The 21,557-nt window shown below is 69.6% G+C and carries 22 protein-coding genes and 1 pseudogene; 7 read left to right on the top strand and 16 right to left on the bottom strand.

All coding sequences use genetic code 11. The annotated features are described in order from the left end of the window. Positions 1-42 precede the first annotated feature (42 nt). Both LC438_RS03290 and LC438_RS03285 read right to left on the bottom strand, forming a co-directional pair. Positions 43-1,683: an ABC transporter substrate-binding protein gene (locus LC438_RS03290; RefSeq protein WP_223585834.1), complete on the bottom strand. Its 1,641-nt coding sequence runs from the start codon at positions 1,681-1,683 to the stop codon at positions 43-45. Further along, positions 1,683-3,356 (bottom strand): amidohydrolase, encoded by a 1,674-nt coding sequence (locus tag LC438_RS03285; protein WP_223585833.1) that lies wholly within the window; start codon positions 3,354-3,356, stop codon positions 1,683-1,685. The genes LC438_RS03290 and LC438_RS03285 overlap by 1 nt, the downstream gene beginning before the upstream one ends. 160 nt (positions 3,357-3,516) lie before the next feature. On the opposite strand from LC438_RS03285, the gene LC438_RS03280 reads away from it, so the two are divergent. From LC438_RS03280 to LC438_RS03265, 4 genes are all read left to right on the top strand, one after another. Then, on the top strand, positions 3,517-4,179 hold the full coding sequence (locus LC438_RS03280) for a TetR/AcrR family transcriptional regulator (protein ID WP_223585832.1): 663 nt from the start codon (positions 3,517-3,519) through the stop codon (positions 4,177-4,179). Between the two features lie 77 nt (positions 4,180-4,256). Further along, the gene (locus LC438_RS03275) at positions 4,257-5,507 is read left to right on the top strand and encodes a flavin-dependent oxidoreductase (RefSeq protein ID WP_223585831.1); all 1,251 of its coding nucleotides are present in this window, start codon (positions 4,257-4,259) and stop codon (positions 5,505-5,507) included. Further along, positions 5,504-5,986: a MarR family winged helix-turn-helix transcriptional regulator gene (locus LC438_RS03270; protein ID WP_105675159.1), complete on the top strand. Its 483-nt coding sequence runs from the start codon at positions 5,504-5,506 to the stop codon at positions 5,984-5,986. The genes LC438_RS03275 and LC438_RS03270 overlap by 4 nt, the downstream gene beginning before the upstream one ends. Further along, positions 5,983-6,444 (top strand): DUF3237 domain-containing protein, encoded by a 462-nt coding sequence (locus LC438_RS03265; protein ID WP_223585830.1) that lies wholly within the window; start codon positions 5,983-5,985, stop codon positions 6,442-6,444. The genes LC438_RS03270 and LC438_RS03265 overlap by 4 nt, the downstream gene beginning before the upstream one ends. Positions 6,445-6,486: 42 nt before the next feature. Here the strand turns inward: LC438_RS03265 and LC438_RS18715 are convergent, their stop codons facing one another. Genes LC438_RS18715 through LC438_RS03250 form a run of 3 tightly spaced genes read right to left on the bottom strand, consistent with a single transcriptional unit; the run spans position 6,487 to position 10,018 of the window. After that, positions 6,487-7,221: a phosphatase PAP2 family protein gene (locus tag LC438_RS18715; protein ID WP_223585829.1), complete on the bottom strand. Its 735-nt coding sequence runs from the start codon at positions 7,219-7,221 to the stop codon at positions 6,487-6,489. Next, positions 7,218-8,693, bottom strand: a complete 1,476-nt coding sequence (locus LC438_RS03255) for a carboxylesterase family protein (protein ID WP_308116170.1) — start codon at positions 8,691-8,693, stop codon at positions 7,218-7,220. Before LC438_RS03255 ends, LC438_RS18715 begins: the two co-directional genes overlap by 4 nt. A 17-nt stretch (positions 8,694-8,710) precedes the next feature. Next, complete coding sequence (locus tag LC438_RS03250; RefSeq protein WP_223585827.1) at positions 8,711-10,018, bottom strand: MFS transporter; 1,308 nt, start codon at positions 10,016-10,018, stop codon at positions 8,711-8,713. Between the two features lie 149 nt (positions 10,019-10,167). On the opposite strand from LC438_RS03250, the gene LC438_RS03245 reads away from it, so the two are divergent. Then, the gene (locus LC438_RS03245) at positions 10,168-10,734 is read left to right on the top strand and encodes a TetR/AcrR family transcriptional regulator (RefSeq protein WP_223585826.1); all 567 of its coding nucleotides are present in this window, start codon (positions 10,168-10,170) and stop codon (positions 10,732-10,734) included. Between the two features lie 251 nt (positions 10,735-10,985). On the opposite strand, the gene LC438_RS03240 is transcribed toward LC438_RS03245, so the two are convergent. From LC438_RS03240 to LC438_RS03220, 5 genes are all read right to left on the bottom strand, one after another. Further along, positions 10,986-11,948, bottom strand: coding sequence for a site-specific DNA-methyltransferase (locus LC438_RS03240; RefSeq protein WP_223587444.1), 963 nt, complete (start codon positions 11,946-11,948; stop codon positions 10,986-10,988). Positions 11,949-12,082: 134 nt separating this feature from the next. Next, entirely contained in the window at positions 12,083-13,132 is a 1,050-nt protein-coding gene (locus LC438_RS03235) for a biotin/lipoate A/B protein ligase family protein (protein WP_105675148.1), read from the bottom strand. A 26-nt stretch (positions 13,133-13,158) separates the two neighbouring features. After that, positions 13,159-13,896 (bottom strand): DUF1684 domain-containing protein, encoded by a 738-nt coding sequence (locus LC438_RS03230; RefSeq protein ID WP_223585825.1) that lies wholly within the window; start codon positions 13,894-13,896, stop codon positions 13,159-13,161. A gap of 131 nt (positions 13,897-14,027) precedes the next feature. Then, a complete protein-coding gene (locus LC438_RS03225; protein ID WP_105675144.1) occupies positions 14,028-14,882 on the bottom strand; it encodes an alpha/beta fold hydrolase in 855 nt (284 codons plus the stop codon). Positions 14,883-14,927: 45 nt separating this feature from the next. After that, positions 14,928-15,662: a copper homeostasis protein CutC gene (locus LC438_RS03220; protein ID WP_223585824.1), complete on the bottom strand. Its 735-nt coding sequence runs from the start codon at positions 15,660-15,662 to the stop codon at positions 14,928-14,930. Between the two features lie 73 nt (positions 15,663-15,735). Here LC438_RS03220 and LC438_RS03215 point away from each other — a divergent pair, with 73 nt between their 5' ends. Together LC438_RS03215 and LC438_RS03210 are read left to right on the top strand one after the other, a co-directional pair. Then, positions 15,736-16,176, top strand: coding sequence for a MarR family winged helix-turn-helix transcriptional regulator (locus LC438_RS03215; protein WP_105675140.1), 441 nt, complete (start codon positions 15,736-15,738; stop codon positions 16,174-16,176). A gap of 5 nt (positions 16,177-16,181) precedes the next feature. Then, positions 16,182-17,510: an MFS transporter gene (locus tag LC438_RS03210; protein WP_105675213.1), complete on the top strand. Its 1,329-nt coding sequence runs from the start codon at positions 16,182-16,184 to the stop codon at positions 17,508-17,510. A 21-nt stretch (positions 17,511-17,531) separates the two neighbouring features. Here LC438_RS03210 and LC438_RS03205 read toward each other — a convergent pair whose 3' ends face one another. From LC438_RS03205 to LC438_RS03180, 6 genes and pseudogenes are all read right to left on the bottom strand, one after another. Then, positions 17,532-18,620 (bottom strand): hypothetical protein, encoded by a 1,089-nt coding sequence (locus tag LC438_RS03205; RefSeq protein WP_223585823.1) that lies wholly within the window; start codon positions 18,618-18,620, stop codon positions 17,532-17,534. Positions 18,621-18,718: 98 nt separating this feature from the next. Beyond that, positions 18,719-19,186, bottom strand: a complete 468-nt coding sequence (locus LC438_RS03200) for a DUF4279 domain-containing protein (RefSeq protein ID WP_223585822.1) — start codon at positions 19,184-19,186, stop codon at positions 18,719-18,721. Positions 19,187-19,194: 8 nt separating this feature from the next. Then, on the bottom strand, positions 19,195-19,536 hold the full coding sequence (locus LC438_RS03195; protein WP_223585821.1) for a hypothetical protein: 342 nt from the start codon (positions 19,534-19,536) through the stop codon (positions 19,195-19,197). A gap of 318 nt (positions 19,537-19,854) precedes the next feature. Beyond that, on the bottom strand, positions 19,855-20,172 hold the full coding sequence (locus LC438_RS03190; protein WP_223587495.1) for a hypothetical protein: 318 nt from the start codon (positions 20,170-20,172) through the stop codon (positions 19,855-19,857). Between the two features lie 33 nt (positions 20,173-20,205). Further along, positions 20,206-20,340, bottom strand: a pseudogene (locus LC438_RS18905) (DUF2510 domain-containing protein); the annotation flags it as partial. A 99-nt stretch (positions 20,341-20,439) separates the two neighbouring features. Beyond that, on the bottom strand, positions 20,440-21,543 hold the full coding sequence (locus LC438_RS03180) for a hypothetical protein (RefSeq protein WP_223585820.1): 1,104 nt from the start codon (positions 21,541-21,543) through the stop codon (positions 20,440-20,442). Between the last annotated feature and the right edge of the window lie 14 nt (positions 21,544-21,557).

The following is a 21,557-nucleotide window of genomic DNA, read 5'->3' as shown; positions in this document are numbered from 1 at the left end:
AGGGGTGGATGCCGCGCACCGGGCGATGCGCGGCATCCGACCTCAGCGAGCCCCGACCTCGGCGGCCCAGGGGTAGTAAAGGAAGGCCATCGACGGGGAGATCCCGCTGATGCGCTCGCCCTGGAAGAGCGACAGCGGGCCGGTCGACAGCGGCAGCCACGGCAGCTCGGCGTTCGCGATCTGCTGCGCCTTCGCGGTGAGCTCGCTGCGAGCGGCGGGGTCGTCGGTGGCGATCGCCTGGTTCACGACCTCGTCGAATGCGGGGTCGGACCAGCCGCCGTAGTTGCTGAACTCGCCGGTGCGCAGCACGGAGTACATCTCGAGCGCGTCGGGGCTGGAGAGGTACCAGCTCGTGTAGAAGAGGTCGACCCCTTCCCTGGCGCTCGGGTCGGAGAACAGCGCCGTGTACGCGGCGGGGCTCACGGACTCGACCTTCACCTTCAGGCCGATCGACTGCGCGGCCGCGGCTGTGGCCTGCGAGATGACGGCGAAGTCGTTGCCGATCGGCGCCGTGACGTACGTGAGGGTCTCCCCTTCGACGCCCGCTTCGGCGATGAGCTTCTTCGCCTCCTCGAGGTTCTGCTCGTAGTGGGTGATGTCGTCGAAAGCTGTGGTGCGGGCGGCATCCGATCCGTCTCGCCAGACCGACTCGGTGGTCATGACGTCGGTGACCTCGCCCACGCCTCGGGCCGCGGCCTGCACGATGCCCTGGCGGTCCATCGCCAGCAACAGCGCCTTGCGCACCCTGAGGTCGCCGAGCGGGCCGTCGAGGTCGCTGATCACGATGTTGCCGACGGCGGTGGAGGGGCCGAACAGCACGTCGCCCTTGCCGGAGGCGCGCAGCTGCGGCACGGCCTCCATCGGGATCATCCAGCCGCCGTCGACGCTGCCCGACTTCATCGCGTTCACCCGCGCCGTGGAGTCGCCCATGAAGACGAACGTCACCTCGCCCGAGCGTGCCCGGAGATCCTCGTCCCAGTATCCGTCGTAGCGCGTGAGGGTGATCGACTCCCCCGACTCCCACGTCGTGAAGGAGAACGGCCCGGTGCAGTTGACCCCTCCGGTCGAGTTGCCGTAGTCGGCGCCCTTCTCGGCGAGGGTCGCCGCGGATTCGATCACACCCGCAGAGCCGCCCATCGAGAGGTTGAACTGCGAGTCGGGACCCGACATGGTCACGGTGACCTGGTTCTCGCCCGTCTGCGAGATGTCGACGACGTTCTGGTACACCGAGAACCACGACGATCCGACCGCGGGGTCGAGGTGGCGCGACATGGAGGCGACGACGTCGGCGGCGGTCAACGGCGTGCCGTCGTGGAACGTCACGCCCTGGCGGATGGTGTAGACCCAGGTCTCCGGCGTCGGGTGATCGACGGACTCGGCGAGGGCCGGCGTGAGCGAGAAGTCGGGGTTCAGCCGCAGGAGCGACTCGCAGACGTTGGCGAGCACCTGGTTATCGGAGTAGTCGAAGGCGTAGGCGTAGTCGAGCGAGTACGGCTCGGAGTAGCTCGCGAAGGTGAACGAGTCGATGTCGCCGCTGGGGGCCGCGGTCGTCGACGTGATCTTCCAGTCGATCGGCTCGTCGGCGCCTCCTCCCCCGGCGGCGGGCGAGCAGGCGGCCAGGGCGGCGACCGAGAGGATGCCGGCGACGGCGACGGCGCCGCCACGGAGGAACATGCGCGACATCAGGACTCCTTGCGGGTGGTGGCGGATTCGGCTTCGTACACGGGCTGCCCCTCGATCCAGGTCGAGGCGACGCGGGTGCGGTGGATCTCGGATGCCGGACCGGCGAACGGGTTCGGGTCGAGCACGACGAGGTTGGCGAGATAGCCCTCGCGGATGCTGCCGGTGTCGCCCTCGCGGCGGTTCACGTACGCGGTGCCGGAGGTGTACGCGGCGAGCGCGGTCTCCAGATCGAGGCGCTGGTGCTCGCCGCCGAGCGGGCCGCGTTCGGAGCCGGGCACGGTGCGGTTCACGGCGATGTGGATGGCCGCGATCGGGTCGGCGGTCGACACCGGCCAGTCGCTGCCGGCGGCGAAGCGGACGCCCTCGCGTGCGAAGTCCCCGAACGGGTACTGCCTGGCCTCCTGCCCGTCCTGGAGGAAAGGGAGGGTGAGCTCGTCGAGCTGGTCCTCGTGCGTGGCCCACAGCGCCTGGATGTTCGCGATGGCGTCGAGCTCCGCGAAGCGGAGGACGTCGTCCTCCGCGACGATCTGCAGGTGGGCGAGGTGGTGCCGGCCGTCGGTCGCGCCGTTCACGTCGTGCGCGTCCTGGAGGGCGTCGAGCGCCTCGCGCACCGCCCGGTCGCCGAGCGCGTGCATGTGCACCTGCTGCCCTGCGGCATCCAGCGCGGTGACGTAGCGGCGCAGGTTCTCGGGGGCGATGAAGCTGAGGCCGTGGTTGCAGGTGTCGTGCCCCGAGCCGTCGCGGTACGGCGTGAGCATCGCGGCCGTCTGGTTCTCGGCGACGCCGTCGACCATGATCTTCGTGGTGCCGAGATCGAGGCGGCGGTCGGGATGAGCCGCCGCTGCCGCCTCGCGCCGGGCGATCATCCGTTCGACCTGCTCGATGCCTCCGTCGCGCACCCACCACTGGGCTCCGACCACGTGCACCTTGAGGGTTCCCTCCTCGATGGCCCGCTCGTAGGCGCCGAGCGGATCGGCGATGCCGGCGACCCCGGCGCCGACCATCGCGTCCTGCCAGCCGGTGATGCCGAGGGCGATGAGCTCGTCCTGCGCGCGCAGCAGCCCCTGGTAGGCGAGCTCGTCCGAGGTCGCGGGGCGCACGTGGGCGAACAGGTCGCCCGCGCCCTCGTGGAAGGTCCCGGCGGGGTACCCGTCGGCTTCGCGGACGATGCGGCCGTCTTCGGGATCCGCCGTCTCGGCGGTGATGCCGGCGCGCTCGATGGCCGCGGTGCTGGCCCAGGTGCTGTGGTGGTCGCGGCTCTGCAGCAGCACGGGTCGTCCGCCCGCCGCCTCGTCGAGCAGCTGCCGGGGCGGGTTGCCGCCCGGGTAGTGGTCCATGCCCCAGCCGCCGCCGAGAACCCATTCGACCTCGGGGTTCTCCGCGACGTAGGCGCGGATGAGGGCCGAGGTCTCCTCGGCGTTCTCGGCATCCGTGAGGTTGCACTGCAGCAGCTCGATGCCGCCGCCGACCGGATGGATGTGCGCGTCCTGGAACCCCGGGCTGAGCAGGGCTCCGCGCAGGTCGATGCGCCGGGCGTCGGATGCGGCGGCGAGGTCGGTCTCGGGGACCACGGCCGCGATGCGTCCGCCGCGGACGATGACCGCGTGGTTCTCGAGGGGTGCACCGCTTCCGGTGAACACGGGACCTCCGTGGAAGATGATGTCGCTCGTCATCGCGCGCCTTTCTTCGTCGTCGAAGCTGCAGGATCGCGATAAAGCTATCCGCCGTCATCGGCAATGTCAACACTGTTGTCATGACTGTTGCGCGGCCGTAGTCTGCTGAGGAGATCGCGCCGCGTCATGGCACGATGGAGCGAGGAAGACCGGAGAGACGATGGCGAACGACAAGGCATCAACCCGCGTGCGGCTGGATCGCGCGGTGATCATCGAGGCCGGCATGGAGCTCGCGGCGACCGGGGTCGCGTCGATCTCGGTTCGCGACCTCGGCGCACGGCTCGGTGCGGACCCCACGGCGATCTACCGGCACTTCGCGAGCAAGGAGGCGCTGATGGGCGCGCTCCTCGACGAGCTGAACGGCCGCGCCGCTGCATCCGTCTCCCTGCCCGTCGAAGAGTGGGCGGATCGCCTGCGCGCACTCGCCGAGGAGACCCTCGCGCTGTACGTCCGCCACCCCGCGATCGGCACCGAGGCGACCGCGCTGACCACCCACGGCCCCGGGGAACTCGCCGCCATCGAGCTCATGCTCGACGCTCTGCACCGTGCGGGGCTGCGCGGGCAGACTCTCGTGCATCATTACGCGCTGCTCGCCTCGCACGTCCTGTCGGTCGCGGCCGGCATCGCCAGGGCGCGCGCGGTCGCCGAGGACGACGGTGCGGACAGCCCGTGGATCGACTCCCCCCTCCTCGCCGATCCGCGGCAGTTCCCGCTGATCGCGGAGCACAGCGTCCTGCTGTCGGACCTGCAGGACCGGGAGCTCTTCCTGCTCGGGGTCGACGTCATCCTCGAGTCCGCCGCCCGCGCGGCCGCCCAGGACTGAACCCCCTCTTGCGCCCAAACTAGTTTTGTTGCAAAACTATCCCCGGCACCCACGGCGGGTGCGAGAGGGAGAGATCGATGAAGATCATCGTCGTCGGCGCGGGCATCGGCGGGCTCGCCGCCGCGATCAGCCTGCATGAGGCCGGCCTCACGGACGTCACCGTCTACGAGCGCAGCACCGGCATCCGCGGACTCGGGGTCGGCATCAACCTGCTCCCGCATGCGGTGCGCGAGCTCACCGAACTGGGCGTCGCCGAGACGATCGCCGCGCTCGGGGTCGAGCCGCGCACGCTCGCGTACTTCACGCGCTTCGGGCAGGCGATCTGGGACGAGCCGCGCGGCGTCGCCGCCGGGTACCGCTGGCCGCAGCTGTCGGTGCACCGCGGGCGGCTGCAGCTGGCCCTGCGCGATCTCGCCGACGCGCGGCTGGCCGAGCCGATCCGTCTCGGCCACCGCCTCATCGGCATCCGCTCGAACGCCGACGGCACCGAGACCGCGCGATTCGCGACGGCCGACGGCGAGGTCGAGGCGACGGCCGACGTGGTCGTCGGTGCCGACGGCATCCACTCCGCCCTGCGCGCCCTGCGCTATCCCGCGGAGGGCGCTCCGCCCTGGAGCGGCCTGACGCTGTGGCGGGGGGTCGCCCGCATCCCGGCGTTCCTCGACGGTCGCACCATGATCATGGCCGGCGACGGCGAGCAGAAGTTCGTCGCGTATCCGCTGCAGGAGGCCGATGCCGACGGCCGGGTGCTCGTGAACTTCATCGCCGAGAAGCGCGTCGGGGGCTCGGGCGACGCCGACTGGAACCGGGCGATCGACCCGGCGCCGATCGCGGAGCTGTTCCGCGACTGGAGCTTCGACTGGCTCGATGTTCCGGGGGCGATCGCCGCAGCCGAGGAGATCCTGGAGTATCCGATGGTCGACCGCGACGCACTGCCCCGGTGGACCTTCGGCCGCACGACGCTCCTCGGCGACGCCGCGCACGCGATGTACCCGAACGGCTCGAACGGCGGCTCACAGGCGATCCTCGACGCGCGCACCCTCGCGTTCCACCTCGCCACGGCCGACTCGATCGACGAGGCGCTCACCCGCTACGAGGACGACCGCCGTCCCGCGATGACCGCCCTGCTCGCCGGCACCAGGGCCACCGGCCCCGAGCGGGTGATGCTCGTCGCCGCCGAGCGCGCGCCCGAGGGGTTCGCCGACATCGACGACGTGGTGCCGCGCGCCGAGCGCGAGCGGATCGCCGCCGACTACAAGACCGCGGCGGGCTTCCTCCCGGAGACGCTCAACGAGCGTCCGTCGCTGAGCGCGAGGGCGGACCGATGAGCGCTCTCGACGCCGCCCGCCTCGCCGGCGTGATCTCCCCGCTGCGGCGGGCGCTGCTCGCGGCGACCCGTGCCGAGGCCCGCCTCCCCGAGCTCTCCGAGGCGCAGATCGACGTGCTCCGCACCCTCCCGCGCGGTGTCGCGAAGGGTCCGGCCGAGATCGCGGCGACGCTGCGTCTGAGCCGTCCGACGGTGAGCAACCTGCTCGGAGCCATGCAGGCCGATGATCTCGTCGAGCGCACCCCCGACCCGGCCGACGGTCGCCGCGTCGTCGTCCGCGCCTCGGCGCGCGCGCTCGATCTGTTCGACCGCTTCGACGCCGCCCACTCCGCGCTCGTGGCGCGCGCGGCCGATGCCCTCGACGAGGAGGAGCGCGCGGTGCTCTCCGCGGCGGTTCCGGTGCTCGAGAGGCTGTGCACCGTGCTCACCGGAGCGGATGCCGCGGCATCCGCTCCCCACGACCCGAAGGACGACCGATGACCCTGCCCGTCCCCACGCTCACCCCCGCCTTCGACGTCGAGGTCGCGCTCGGCCCACTGGAGGACCACCTCGGCACCAGCGCCGGCCACCGCAGGGTCGTGCCGATCCTCGGCGGACGGGTGAGCGGAGAGGTCGACGCGGAGGTCCTGCCCGGCGGCGCCGACTGGCAGCTCGTCCGCCCCGACGGCACGATCGAGATCGACAGCAGGTACTCGGCGCGCACGGCATCCGGCGACCTCCTGCTGCTCCACGCCCGCGGGCTGCGCACGGGACCACACGAGGTGCTCGCCCGGCTGGGCCGCGGGGAGGACGTCGATCCGACGCTGTACTCCTTCCGCACGACGGTGACCGTCGAGACCTCGGCCCCGGCGCTCGCCCACCTGCAGCGGAGTCTCTTCCTCGCGTCGGCGCAGCGCCTGGCCAGCGCCGTGCACTACCGCGCGTACCGCGTGGGGTAGCGCCGCGCGGCGCCACCCCACGCAGTCCCCGGAGCTCAGCGCTCAGCGGCCGAGGAAGGTCGCCTTCCGGGCTCGATCCCGACGCAGCCAGGGCTCGAACGCCCACCAGAGCAGCAGCGCGACAGCCGCGCCTCCGATGAGTCCGGCGAGCGTGTCGCTGAACCAGTGCGCGTTGATGAGCGTGCGCTGCCACACGATGCCGATCGCGAGCAGCAGGCCGACGACCGTCCAGATGCGGCGCATCCACACCGCGGATGCCGGAATCAGCGCGAACACCGTGACGATCACCGTCGCCGTGCTCACGGCGTGCCCCGAGGGGAACGATCCGTGGTCGACCATGACGAGCGGCCCGAAGAGACCCGCGGCCTCGTCGGCGGCGGGGCGGGGACGGTCGACGAGGTTCTTCGTGAGCTGCGAGAGCAGTCCGGGACCGGCGAGCTGCACGGCGATCACGAAGAGCGCGGATCGCCAGCGCCCGATCGCGACGAGCGCGAGCGGCAGCACGATCATCATGAGCGCGAAGCCGGGCAGGGCACCGAGGTTCTGGAACAGCTGCGCCACCGGACCGGCCGGCAGCGCCGACTCCGGCCCCACTCCGAGCAGCGCCCGCCACGCGTCGTCGAGCGCCTGCGTCCACGGAGACGGCGGGGAGGCGAGCACGCCGACGCCGAGCAGCACGAACACGACGAACAGGGCGACGGCGGTCCACAGCAGCGCACGCGGGCGCGACGGACTGGCGGGAGGGGCCTGCCCCTCCCGCCCGGATGCCGCGGTCACGACACCGGTTCCCGCAGCGCACGCACCGACGCGTACCCGTCGACCACGTCGCTGACCGGCGTGTCCCACACGCGGACGACGCCGCGATCGCCCTCGTGGACGGGCCAACCGGGGTCGCCCGTCTCGATGAACGAGGTCGCGGCCGCGTGCACCTGATCGGCGAGGGCCTGGGGCGGGTTCGGGCCGGCGAGCGGCACCATCGCGGGGCCGTCGAGGCAGTCGAAGAAGAAGGGCACGTCGAGGCAGTGCTCGGCGAAACCGAATGTGCCGGACGGCCAGGAGAACCGGTACAGCCAGGTCGGAGCGTCCCCGCGGTCCTCGGCGATGTTCAGCACGGCGGTGCGGAACATCCTGTCGGTGAGCAGGCGCCCGGCGATGCCCGCGGTGCCGCGCTCCAGGGCGTCCTGGTTGGCGGCCAGGTAGGGACGCATCGCGCCCTTCGGCATCCCGAGCCTGTTCAGCAGGAACGCCTTGGGAACCCAGCGCAGCTTCTTCGCGACCCCCGAGAAGGCCATCGTGAACTCGTCGTCGGTCGCGCCCATCACCAGCGGCTTGTCGGCGCCGACGCCCGCCCGCAGCGACTCCCGCGTCGGACGCACGAGAAGGTCGCCGTCGACGGACGGACCCAGCGGGAGCCCCTCTTCGACGATGCTGCCGAGAGAGCTCGGGCCCAGCTCCGTCGCCTTCTTCTGGAGCGCGATCACGCGCTCCTCGTCGAGAGAGGAGAAGCCGGCGACGGTCGGCGCGACCCCGCCGGCCGCGGCCAGCCCTCGGCCGAACTTCTCGGCGCGCTCCGCCGAGACGTCGGCGAGCGCACCCGAGATCGCGTAGACGCCGTGGAACAGGTGCTGCGCCTTCTCCATCCCGAGCAGGGTGAGCACCGCGCCGCCGCCGGCGGACTGCCCGGCGATCGTGACGCGCGAGGGATCGCCGCCGAAGGCCGCGATGTTCTGCTGCACCCACTCCAGGGCGAGCAGCCAGTCGCGGATGCCGCGGTTCGACGGGGCGTCCTCGATCCACCCGAAGCCGTCGAAGCCGAGCCGGTACGAGATCGACACGGTCACGACGCCGTCGCGGTTGAAGTTGCGGCCGTCGTACCAGGCGCTCGCGGGAGACCCGGCGAAGTAGCCTCCACCGTGGATCCACACGAGCACGGGCAGGCCGGCCGCGTCGGGATCGGGCGTGAAGACGTTCACGTTGAGGGTGGACTCCCCCGGCACGGACGGCTCGGGGATCAGCGTCACACCCGGGTCGCCGCGCTGCGCGGTGGCGGCGAACTCGAGCGCGTCGCGCACGCCCTCCCACGGAGCCTTGGGCACGGGCGCCTGGAATCGCAGCGGCCCGACGGGGGCCTCGGCGAACGGGATGCCGAGGAACGCCGCCGACCGCGGCATCCGTCCGGTCCCCGTCGTCGGGCGCCAGCGTCCGCGCACCCGCCCTGCCGCGGTGTCCACCTCTACGAAATCGGTCATGGTCGTATTCTCGGTCATCAGCGGACTCCCTTGATCGGTGCGGTGGCGATGGCGGCGAGGATCACGAAGACGATCGCGAAGCCGAAGAGCATGGCGTAGCCGCCGAAGGACGTGATGATCACCGCGGCGATCGCGGGGCTCATCGCCTGCGGGATGTTGGTCGCGACGTTGAGGATGCCGAGATCCTTGCCCGCCGCGGTGCCCTCGCTCGGCAGGACCTCGGTCATCAGCGCGGCATCCACCGACATGTACAGACCGAACCCGATGCCGTTCACGACGCTCATGATGATCATGCCCGTCATGTTCGGCAGGAAGATCGGCACCGAGAGCCCCGCCACCATGACGACGGAGGCGACGTAGATGAACACCTTGCGGCGTCCGAGCCTGTCGCTCAGCCACCCGGAGAGCACGATCGCGATCAGCGTCGGCACCAGAGGGATCAGCGTCAGGGTGAGGGTCGCGCCCTGCGCCTCGACGAGCGACATCCCGATGTAGTCGGTGAGCAGGTAGAGCTGGTAGGTCGCGACCACGAAGTAGCCGAGGATGAGGAGGAACCTCGCCCCGAAGGCCCAGGCGAAGTCGGGGTGCTTGCGCGGGTTGATCCAGAAGCCTCGGAAGAAGGCGCCCCAGCTGAAGGGCTCGACCAGGGCGCTCTTGGACGACCAGTCGCGGTTGAGGAGGACGAACAGGACCGTCACCACGATCACCGCGATGCCGAAGGTGGAGTAGCCGATCCCGATCTGCGAGCCGAGTGCGGCCGCGATCATGACGCCGACCGTCATCCCGAGCTGCGTGCCGAGTCCGATCATCGCGCTCGCGCCGCCGCGCTTCGACCGCGGGAACCGGTCGGCGGTGATCGTCGTCAGCGGCGCCTGGAGGAAGTTCAGCGCGACCTGGATGACGACCCAGAACACCGTGATCCACAGGATGTCGGTCAACGACCCCAGGCCGAAGAGGAAGATGCCTCCGACGATCGCGCCCATGACCATCCACGGCGCTCGGCGGCCGAACCGCGAGCGCGTCCTGTCGCTGAAGGCGCCGGCGAGGGGCTGCGCGAACAGCGTGAAGACGAACGACACGGTCGTGACGATCGCGAGGTTCGCGACCTTGTTCTCCTCGTCCAGCAGTGCGATCTGCGAGGGCAGCAGGATCGCGATGAGGCCGCCGTAGGTGGCGAACAGGGTGAGCGACGAAATCAGCATGCTGGGCAGCAGCCGCCGATTCGCGGGCGGACTCGCGGCGGGAGAGCCTGCGGACGGCGGTTCGGTGGCGATGACGCCGGTGGCCGCGATCTCGGCGGCCGGGTCGAGCGGGGAGAGAGACATGGGGGCTCCTCGTTGAGCGGTTTCAGGACCAATACCAAACATCATTCGGTATTCATGGGACATGCTCGCAGATCGGATGTCGACCTCGCAAGCCATTCACGAACTTCGTTCGGTTTTTGCGATCGGCGCCGCCGGTTTACGCTGGGGTCATGGCGACTCGAGGGGCATACGCGAAGGGCGTCATCAAGCGCGAGGAGATCCTCGAGGCTGCGCTGTCCGTCGTCGCGGCGCATGGATACCGCAAGGCGTCGGTGCGGGAGATCGCGGATGCCGCAGGCCTGAGCCCCGCCGGACTCCTGCACTACTTCGGCACCAAGGAGGAGCTGTTCGTGGCCATCCTCCGCGCCCGCGACGAGCGCGACGAGCTGGAGTACGTCGGAGAGGACACCACCGAGGCATTCCTCGCCGTGATCCGGCACAACGCCTCGGTGCCCGGCCTGGTCCAGCTCTACTCCCAGCTCGCGGCCGAGGCCGGAGACCCGGAGCACCCGGCGCACGCCTACTTCCGCGCCCGCACCGCCACCGTCGAGGGCGCCGCGATCGCCGGTGTCATCGAGGCGCAGGATGCCGGCGACATCCGCGCCGACCTCGACCCCGCCTGGGTCGTCCGCTCGCTGCACGCCCTCGCCGACGGGCTCCAGTCCGCGTGGATGCTCGACCCGACGCTCGACATGGCCGCCGACATCGAACGGTTCATCGCGCTGCTGCGCCCGTAGCCCGGTGGCGTCGGCGCAGGCACCGCCGCCCCGCCTGCCCTGCTCGCCTGCCTGCCCTGCCCGCTCGCCCCGCCAGCTCGCCCCGCCTACCTGCCCTGCCCGCTCGCCCCGCCTGCCCGCCTGCCCTGTCCGCTCGCCCCGCCTGCCAGCGCTGCAGGTCGATTTGCCGGTGCGAAGTTCGCGCTGCCGGTCGGATCCGCCTGTTTCGGCCGACGAACCGGACTCTCCGCCGACAGAACGACCGGCCTGACTCAGTCGACCCGCGTCACCTCGGCGTGCGGCATCCGCTCGCTCATGACCCTGATCGCCTCGGGGTTGTCGTCGACGAGCACAGCGTCGCGCCCCAGGGCCGACGCCACGGCCCCCGTCGTGCCGGATCCGGCGAAGAGGTCGAGCACCCTGTCTCCCGGACGACTCGACGCCGTCACGATACGGCGCAGGATGCCGGCGGGCTTCTGCGTCGGATACCCGGTCTTCTCGCGCCCCGTCGTCGGCACGATGGTGTGCCACCACACGTCGGTGGGGAGCTTGCCCCGTGCGGCCTTCTCGGCCGTGACCAGCCCGGGGGCCATGTACGGCTCCCGGTCGACGTCGTCGGAGTTGAACACGTACTCGCGCGGGTTCTTCACGTAGACGAGGATCGTGTCGTGCTTGGTGGGCCAGCGGCGGCGCGACTTGGCGCCGTAGTCGTAGGCCCAGATCAGCTCGTTGAGGAAGCAGTCCCGCCCGAAGACCGCGTCCAGCATCACCTTGGCGTAGTGCGCCTCGCGGTAGTCAAGGTGCAGGTAGAGCGTGCCGTCGTCGGCGAGCAGCCGCCAGGCCTCCTCGAGCCGCGGCATGAGGAAGTCGCCGTAGTCGTCGAAGCGGTCGTCGTAGGCGCGGAGCATCCCGCGCACCCGCTCGTACTGATGTCCGTGGAAGCCGTGCCGCACCTCGGTCTCGGGTTCGGGCTCCGGTCTCGCCGGTTCCGCACCGCGGGGCTCGCTCGGCTCCGTGCCAGAACTCCGGAGATCTGCGTCGGATCCGCCAGCTTCGGCAGCATCCGCCCCGGTATCGACCCGATCCTCCGGAGTTGTGGACATCCGCGTGGCGGTCATCACCCGGCGTTCGCGCGTGCGCCCCGTGTTGAACGGCGGATCGAGGTATACAAGCGTGAACGATCCGGAGGGGAGCGTGGCGGCGGCCACCAGGTTGTCGCCCTCGATCACGGTCACCGCGCCCACGGTCGCCGCACCGTATTTCGGAGACTGGTCCGTTTTTCGGATGGATGCCGCAGAATCGTCCGAGATTCCTGCATCCGTCCGAATTCCTGGAGCGCCTGCCGCCCCGGGTTCCTCCGAGGGGTCGGTCACGGAACCCTGTGCAGCCACGCGTCCGTCGCGAACTTCGACGCGACGAGGGCCTCGGCGTCGGCGTACTCGTCGGCTGTGATCGCACCGTCCTCCGCGGAGGTGAGCGAGCGGAAGGTGTCCTTGAAGCGCTCGATGATCTCGGCGCGGGGCAGGCCGGTCTGGCTGCGCAGCGGGTCGACGCGCTTGGCAGCGGACGTCGTGCCCTTGTCACTGAGCTTCTCGCGGCCGATGCGCAGCACCTCGGTCATGACCTGTCCGTCGATGTCGTACGACAGGGTCGCGTGGTGCAGCACCCCGCCGTTGGCGAGGCGCTTCTGCGCGGCGCCGCCGATCTTGCCCGACGAGGAGGCGATGTCGTTGAGGGGCTGGTAGACCGCGTCGATGCCGAGGGAGCGCAGCGCCTGCAGCACCCAGTCGTCGAGGAACGCGTAGGAGTCGGCGAAGGTCATCCCGGCGACGAGGGATGCCGGCACATAGAGCGAGTACGTGATGATCTGCCCGGCGGCCATGAGCATGGCCCCACCGCCGGAGATGCGGCGGACGACGTCGAAGCCGTGCTGAGCCGCACCCTCGGGGTCGACCTCGTTGCGGTACGACTGGAACGAGCCGATCACCACGGCCGACTGGTCCCACTCCCAGATGCGCAGCGTGGGGCGCCGGCGGCCTTCACCCACGCGCGAGGTGAGCACCTCGTCGAGCGCCAGGTTCATGCGCGGGGAGACGGCCTTCTCATGCACGATCTCCCAGTCGAAGTCACGCCATCCGGGGGCCGTGACGAGCGCACGACGCACCGCGGTGCCGACCGCGTCGGGGGTGAACCCGAGCAGCTGCGCGCCGTCGGGCAGCGCGGCGCGCACGGCGGCGGCGATGGCCGTCGCGTCCGCCTCTGCGGGGAGGCCGTTCACCGCGGCGTTGATGTCGTCGAGCGCCGAGTCCGGCTCGAGGAAGAAGTCGCCGGCGAGGCGGAATCCCGCGAGCCTGCCGTCCTCTACCTCGACGTCGACGACGACGAGCTTTCCTCCGGGGACCTTGTATTCACCGTGCACCCCTCCAGCTTAAGGCGCGAGGAGCCTCACCGGCCGAGGATCACCGCCCGCTCGCCCGCGCGGATCGACGCCGTGTAGCGGTTGCCGGCCGGGGGCAGCGGGCACACGAACTGGTCGGAGAACGCGCACGGCGGCAGATACGCCCTGTTGAAGTCGATCCAGGCGCTCCCGTCCGCCGCGGGCTCGTCGATCGGCAGGAACCGGAATCGGTACGTCTCGATGCCGTTCGTGGCGTCGGCGAACACGGCGCTGAGCGCCCCCTGCGCCCCGCGCGTCACCGTGAGGGAGAGCGGGATGCCGTCGAGCGTGAAGTGCAGTCGCCCGGCGACGGGAGAATCCTGCTCCTCGCCGTCGACTGCGGTGATGGTGATGCTCTCCCCCGGCGTCTCCTCGAAGACGGCGGGCACCCGCCAGCCCTCCCGCGGCGGGTAGGCGTCGATCGCGCTGAACCGCTGCCGCTGCGGCCGCTGCGGGTTGAACACCCGGAGGCCGATCGTGCCGTTGCGCTCGAACACGCGCAGCTCGCGCCTGCCGAACCTGATCGTCTCGGTTCCGCGCAGGGTGACGCTGGCCCCCGCCGTTCCGAGGTCGCTGCCCCGGATGCCGCCGTCGCCGGTGAGCGCCCAGAGCCCCGGGACCCCGTCGACCGCGGCGGGTTCGATGATCAGCCAGTTCGTCGATTCCAGCGCGGACGGCCCGTACTCGGCGCCCGCGTAGCTCTCCCGCGACGCGTGCCAGCCGCGCCAGTCATCCTCGAAGCCCATCGGAGAACCTCCCTCTCGCCGCGAATCTACGGGGAGGGAGAGGGCTGGCGCGCGCGCATCGTCATCCGGTTACACCCGACGTAACGTCACGACTCCGAGCGAAATGTTTCGGGGTCGAGGGAATGCGCGGCTCAGCGTCGGGCGATGTGCGCGTCGAGCCAGGCGAGGACGTCGGCGCGCACCTCCTCCTGCTGCAGCTCCTTGAAGATCTCGTGCCGGGCGTCGGGGTAGACGAGCGTCGTGACATCGGTCAGACCAGAGCGCGAGCGGTACTCGTCGGCGAGCTTGTGCACGCTGCGGGGGCCGCCGACCGGGTCGTCGCGGCCGACGAGGAGCAGCATCGGGATGTCACGGCCGAGGTCTTTGCGCGGGCGACCGTAGAGCTTCGCGGCCTCGATGGGGCCGAACAGCTTCAGGAGCGGGACGTCGGTGGTGAGGGGGTCCTCGTCGAACTCCTTCCACACCGCGGGGTCGCGGCTGAGCCACTCGAGTCCCGTCGCACCCTCCCCTGCCCAGCGGGCGTTCAGCGGGGCGGCGTTCAGGGAGGTCGGCGTGCGCAGGGCGGAGCCGGAGAGGATGACGGCATCCCACGCCTCCGGGTGGTCGTTGACGAGCATCTGCGCGAGGAACGATCCCCACGAGTGCCCGAGGAGCACGAGGGGGAGATCGGGGTTCTCTTCACGGATGATGCCCGTGAGCTGCCAGATCGCCTCCTTCGTCGCACGGATGCCGCCCTTGCCGAGGTGGCCGAGCCCTGCAGGTCCGTCGTGCTGGCGGATGCCGGTGCGCCCGTGGCCTCGGTGGTCGTCGGCGTAGACGATGAATCCGGCGTCGGTGAGGGCGGCGATCAGCGCGCCGTAGCGGCCCGCGTGCTCGCCGACTCCGTGGAGCAGCTGCACCACCCCTCGCGCGACACCCGCCGCGGGGTGCACGTCGTAGACGATGGCGATGCCGTGGGCATCCGTGAACTCACGCGTATCCGTCACGCCCCCACCCTACCCACGGGGTGCGGGGGCCGCGAGGGCGATGGCTCAGGCGAGAGCGGCGACGAGGGCGCGAGCGGTGGCGAGGTCGGTCACCTCGTAGCCGCCGACGCCGTCGGCCGCCGACCCCATGCGCACGCCGCCGTCTTCGACGACGCTGCGCTTGGCGGAGAAGTGCAGGGCGTCGACTCCGGTGGCGGCGAGCGCTCTGGCGGATGCCGCGGTCACCCCGCTTCCGGCCATGATCTCGATCGCCCCCTCAGCCTCGGCGACGAGGGCGCGCAGGGTATCGATGCCGTCGACGGCCGCCGAGGCGCCGCCGGAGGTGAGCACCCGCCGCAGCCCGAGTTCACGGGCGGCACGGAGGGTCGCGAGCGGGTCGGGTGTCACGTCGATGGCGCGGTGCAGGGTGACGGATGCTCCGCCCGCGGCGTCGCGCAGCCGCGCCATCGCGTCGAGGTCGAGGACGCCGGACGCGTCGAGGGCGCCGATCACGACGCCGTGCGCTCCCGCGTCGACGGCACGGCGGACGTCGCGCTCGGAGACGGCGAGCTCGTCGGCGTCGTAGTGGAAGCCGCCGGCGCGGGGGCGGATCAGGACGTGCACCTCGGGCCCCGCCTCTCGGGCGGCCTCGATCGAGAGCTCCAGGGTGGCGGGTGACGGCGTGAGTCCGCCGAGGGCGAGGGCCTGGGCGAGCTCGACGCGGGCGGCGCCGACGGCTCCGGCGACGCGCACTCCGGCGGGGTCCTGTACGGCGATCTCGAGGGCGAGGTTCTGCGGCATCCGTCCATTCTCGCGCGCCGAGCCGGCATCCGCGCTTCCCTCCGGCCGAAGAATTACTTAGACTGTCTAAGTAATGTCTGCGTCTGATGAATCCCTCCACCTCACGGCGACAGAACTGCGCATGGCCACGTTCCGGTTGGCGAGGCGCCTGCGGTGCGCCCGCGCGATCGACGCCATGAGCGATGCGCAGCTCGCCGTCCTGTCCACCCTGCGCATGTACGGCCGGCGCACGATCACGTCTCTCGCCGAGCGCGAGCGCGTGACCGCCCCGTCGATGACGAGCATGATCAACGGCCTCGAAGAACAGGGCTTCGTGACCCGCACCCCCGATGACGAGGACCGCCGACGCGTGCAGGTCGACATCACGGATGCCGGGGTCGAGATCGTCGCCGAGACGATCCAGCGCCGAGACGAGCTGCTGTTCGACGCGATGCGCGAGCTCGAGTTCACGGAGGACGAGCTGAAGATCCTGCACGACGCCAGCGTCCTGATGCGGAGGGTGGCCGAGCGATGAGCGCGATGTTCCGTTCCTTCTCCAATGTCAACTACCGCATCTGGTTCGGCGGGGCTCTCGTCTCGAACGTCGGCGGATGGATGCAGGCCACCGCCCAGGACTGGGTCGTGCTCACCGAGCTGACGAATAACGACGCCGCGGCGATGGGCGCCACGATGGCGCTGCAGTTCGGGCCACCCCTGGTGCTGGTGAGCCTCACCGGCTGGGTCGCCGACCGCTTCGACCGCCGACGCATCCTGCTCACCACCCAGACCGCCCTGCTCGCCCTGGCGGTCGCGGTGGGAACGCTGCTGCTGCTCGGCGTGATGACGCTGCCGATGATGTTCTGCTTCGCGGCGGGGTTCGGTGTCGTGAACGCGTTCGACGCCCCGGCCCGGCAGACCTTCGTGTCCGACATGGTGTCGGCGAGCGAGACCTCCAACGCCGTCGCGCTCAACTCGGCGTCGTTCAACCTGGCGCGCATGATCGGCCCCGCGGTTGGGGGTCTGCTCATCGTCGCGATCGGCTCCGGGTGGGTGTTCATCGTGAACGCCGCCACGTTCCTCGCCATGATCGTCGCACTGATGCTCATGCGCAGGAGCCAGCTCGCACCGCGCCCCAAGCACCGCAACCGCGGTGGCCTCGCCGCGGGCTTCCGCTACGTGTGGGGGCGCAGCGATCTGCGCGTCGTGTTCGTGACGGTGTTCCTCATCGGCGCCTTCGGCATGAACTTCCCGATCTTCGCGTCGACCATGGCGATCGAGTTCGGCGCGGGCGCCGACGGCTACGGCATCCTGAGCTCGATCCTCGCGATCGGTTCGCTCACCGGTGCGCTGCTGGCCGCACGCCGTGACCGCGCCAGGGTGCGGGTGGTGATCTTCGCCGCCGGCGGGTTCGGCGTGTTCGCGTTCGTCTCCGCGGCGATGCCGACGTATGCGGCGTACGCCGTGACGCTCATGTTCACCGGATTCACGATCGTGACCCTGCTCACCACCGCGAACGGCTACGTGCAGACCACCACCGATCCTGCGCTGCGCGGACGTGTGCTCGCGCTGTACATGGCGGTCATCATGGGGGCGACTCCGATCGGCGCGCCGATCGCCGGATGGGTGGCCGACACTTTCGGGCCGCGCACCGCGATCATGCTCGGCGGTGTGGCCGGACTCGTCGCGTGCGCGATCGGGGTGACCTGGGTGCTCACGAGCGGACGTCTGCACCGCGACGAGAACCGGCGGTTCCTGATGACACTCGACGAGACGCGTCCGCTGAGCGTGATCGACGAGGTCGACCCGGTGGAGTTCAGCGACGAGGCGGCGGCGACCACGCCGATCCGCACGGCGAAGAAGTCGAGCTGACGCCGCCGAGCGCGGTCCTCGTCAGCGGGGTTCCAGTTCGGGCCAGTCGTCGGGCGCGTAAAGCTCTCCGGGCGGCGGCAGCTCTTCACCGGTCGCGATCGCCCGGAAGGACTCCGGCGCGATCCACCAGGATTCGGAGTGCAGCTCGAGCGTGAAACTGCCGTTCGTGAACGCGTCGAACACGAGCATCCGTCCGGCCTCGTCGGACGCCTCGATCCGATCCGACCCGAAGGCCTCATCCTCGGAGTCGGCGATGTCCCAGCCGGCATCGGCGAGCACCCTGCGCACATCGTCGACGTCGACCGGACCGTCGGGCGTGTAGACGTAGCCGATCGTGATCCGATAGCACTCACCTGCGGTGCCGTAGCAGTCGTCGATCACGGTCGGCTGCGCCTGCCAGACCCCGCCGACGATCGCCTGACGCACCGCCGACAGCCGCTCCTGCTGCTGCTCGTACCGCGCCTGCACGAGTGCGCGCTCCTCGTCGAGCGTGCGCGAGCTCGCGACGGAGCGGCTGTCGCCGGCCGCGTCCTGCTCTTCCGCGGATGCCGCGGCCCCGGAGGCGACCGCCGCCACGACGATCGCCGGGGCGGCGAAGACCACGATCCACGCCACCACGCCCCAGATCTGGTGCGTGGCGGAGACCGGGGTGGCGGCGAGCGCGAACGCCACCATCGCACCCCAGGTCACGACCGTGACGATCGCCGCGACGACGAAGATCGCATGCGCGGACGCCTCGGAGATCGGCACCCTCAACGCCGTGCGCAGCACCGATGTCGGCTCCCCCGCCCACGTGAAGTCGGTCGCCACGAGCGTCACCGTCACCGCGCTCCACCAGTGCAGGATCAGCAGTCCGGTGATCGGCGGCGGCGTCGATTCGACGCCACGATCCTGCAGGATCTTGCAGGGGAGCATCCCGAGAAACCCCACCAGCGGCACGATGACCACGGATCCGACCATCAGCACGGCGGCGATGAACGTTCCGGGCGCGAACACGCCGTGGAAGCAGAAGAGCACCGGCAACAGCCAGCTCATGGGCCACCACATCCACCAGGTGACCACATGGATGCCGTGTCTCACCCGCGGTTCGAGCCCCTGCCGATCTGCCATCGCACCCCCGGGCACAGGCTACCCCGTGGTGTCACGGAGACACCGGAAGAAGGGCGGGAATCGCTCCCACCCGCAACCACGTGGGAACGCCACTCCGATCAGCTTCCGTACTCATCGCAATCGAGGCTCGCCCCGATGCGGACCAGGAACGCAAGGTCGGCAGGCTCCAACCCCCATCCGAGCAACTGATGCTGGCCGGGCAGCTTGGTGAGGATCTCTCCGTCCGGGGTCACGATCTCGTCGAGGACTTCGTCCTCTCCGTCTCTCGCGTTGAAGTCGCGAACGATCTGTAGCCTGGCGGTGACGTCGGTCGTCTCGACGAGAGTGGCTATCGGTTCGACCAGCGGGCGGACGCGTCCGAGAACACGTTCGATCTGCTCGTCGATCGTGAGGCCCGGCTCGTCGCAGCGCACCTGCCACGAATGCTGGATCGGAATCGGCGGCTCTGATCGTCTGCTCGCCCGCACGGTGAACCGGTCGGGTTCGCTCGCGAGCACACCGCTGATGTCTGCTGCGGGCACAGTCTCACTGTCCAGAGCGAAGTACACGTACTGGCGGATGCGCATGGACTCTCCTATCTCCGGTCGCCCGGGCTCGCGGGTTCGCGATGCACCTTCACGGCCGTGAAGACGACCTCGTACTCGCCGCGAGGCCAGAGCAGAACACGATGCACGAATCGGCCGTCGGCTTCCGCATCGACTTCCGTGTAGAGAATCTCCGTCCGGTCGTGCAGAAGTCGAAGAGCTCGAACGCTCCCGACCTCGCTCACCCGAAGCTCGGCATCCATGTACGTGAGCTCGACGAACTCGTATCCGACGATGAGATCACCCATGAGCGCGCGAACCGTGAGGGTCTCATGCGGGCTGTACTCGAACGACCGATGCTGCGCATCGTGCAGATTCACGTCCAGCAGCAACTCTGCATCCTTGGAGAGACGCGAACGCACATCAGCGCAATGAGAGGCGTACTGCTCCCACCGCGCGTCCCACTCGTCGTCGTCCAACTCCCCCGACGCCCACTCTCGCGTCAACCATCTCACCGCGGGTCCCTCCGTCCGTCCATTGATCATTTCCTCTGTTCCGATTCCCCCGCGCCCGGCACCATCCGTGACCTGCCGTACGGCCCGAGAGGCCGAGCTGGCATCGTGTCGATCTCGATCCCGACGGGGCGACACACCCCTCCATGTGTGCTTGCGGGCTCGCTACCGTCTCAACACCTCTCACCGACGCTGCACTCATGAGTACGCGCCGACGAGGTAGACAACGCCGATCGCGGAGAGCACACACACGAGGACTCCGAGCACCGTGCCCGAGAGCGCACGAGCGAGCCCCACCCGGGTCTTCATCGCTCGACGCACGCCGATCAACCCCCATACGACCGCGCTGATTGCCGTGAACACGCTCAACAACACGGCCGTGAAGTGCGGAATCTGCCCGGTGATGACCGAAGCCACCCCCATCACGACCGACATCGTCGCAGGGGCGTTGCCCCTCGCTGACTCGTCCGCTCGAGCGCTGTACAGCCGCGACCAGAAGTCCACTTCGACGGCCACCGCACCGGGGAGAGTAGCGACGTCCGCCGTAGATGGAGCGGTCGCCTCAGCCCAGTCCTGTCCGTCCCACCACCGCAGCGACCCATCGAGATCTTCCGGGTCCGGATACCAGCCAGGCTTCGGCGCAACAGCGATCAGCCCTTCCCGCGACGTTCGCGACCTTCGCATCACTTCTTCCCTTCTTCATCCTCAAGGACCGCAGTGCACCCAACAGGTGAGCATCCTCGTTCGGTGCCTGCTCGGCCTTCCCTGGCATCAGCCGGTTCGTCACCCATCCCGATCAGTCACATGTCTGATTCGTTCATTGATCGCTGCGAAGGCTTCGTCAGTCACGAGCCGCCCCGAGAAGACGAACACCACCTTGGTCGCCGTGTTCGTGACGAAGACCGCACCATTCTCCCTCTTCAGATCGGACAGCCGATCCCACGGGAGAGTCATCGTGCCCAACTGCCCTGTCACTTCGAGCCCTTCCTCCCGAAGGACGAGGCGCTGCTCCGCCCCGAGCGGAAACGCTGACTTCGTATTCTTTCCGATCCCCCGGACGACTGTTGCGACCAACAAACACCCGATTCCCGCGACTGTCAGAAAGACCGCCAGGAGCGGGCCGGGAAGGACCCCCCAAACGATCATCACCACCCCAGCGATACCGACAAGCGCGCACGCCGTTGAGATGAGCAGCAATCGCGAAAAACGGCGGCGCATCAGTCGAGCCATGTTCTTCTGATCGGAAGCGGTTGCGGTGATGACAAAGGTGTTCGCTGAGTCCGCCGTCGAAGCGGTTGGAGTTGGTGAAACTACGTGCTCCTCCTGAGCTGTTCGCGCCGCGACCTCAATTTGCTGGCCGAAGGACGCGAAGTCCTCCTCGCTCACCAGGCGCCCCGGAACAGCCAGCTGAATCTTGGAGGGCTCGCAGTTGAAGAACACTCCTCCACCGACGCGTTTGAGGTTCGACAGCCGATGCCAGAGAATCAGGTCGTCACCGGATGGGCTTGACATGTAAAGTCCTTCATCCGCCACCCGGAGACCGATCTCGCTACCGATCGGCAACTGTCGTCGGACCCACCCCATAGATGACACGAAGACGATGGAGACGAGAACGACAATGATCGCGAGAGCGACGATGGCGAACCACTCCGGATCACCCCACGAGTCGTCTATCGAGCTGAGCAGTGCGGCTCCGGCTGTCAGGAGCACCACCATCAGGATTATCCAGAGCATCCCGCGTGATTGGGAGCGATAGCCACGGAGCACGGCCTTCTGATCCTCAGCAGTCACTGTGATCGTTGACCCGCCAACGACACCCCTCTCGTGGCTCTGCCCGTCATTCGGATGGTCCACCCTCTCCCCTTTCCTCCGCAGTCTGGTGCTCACTCATCGTGCCCCCA

The organism is Microbacterium sp. OVT16B, assembly GCF_019969705.1.
GTDB classification, from domain to species: Bacteria; Actinomycetota; Actinomycetes; order Actinomycetales; family Microbacteriaceae; genus Microbacterium; species Microbacterium natoriense.
The sequence above is the reverse complement of the archived record's forward strand: the minus strand, read 5'-3'. Positions and strand labels throughout refer to the sequence as shown.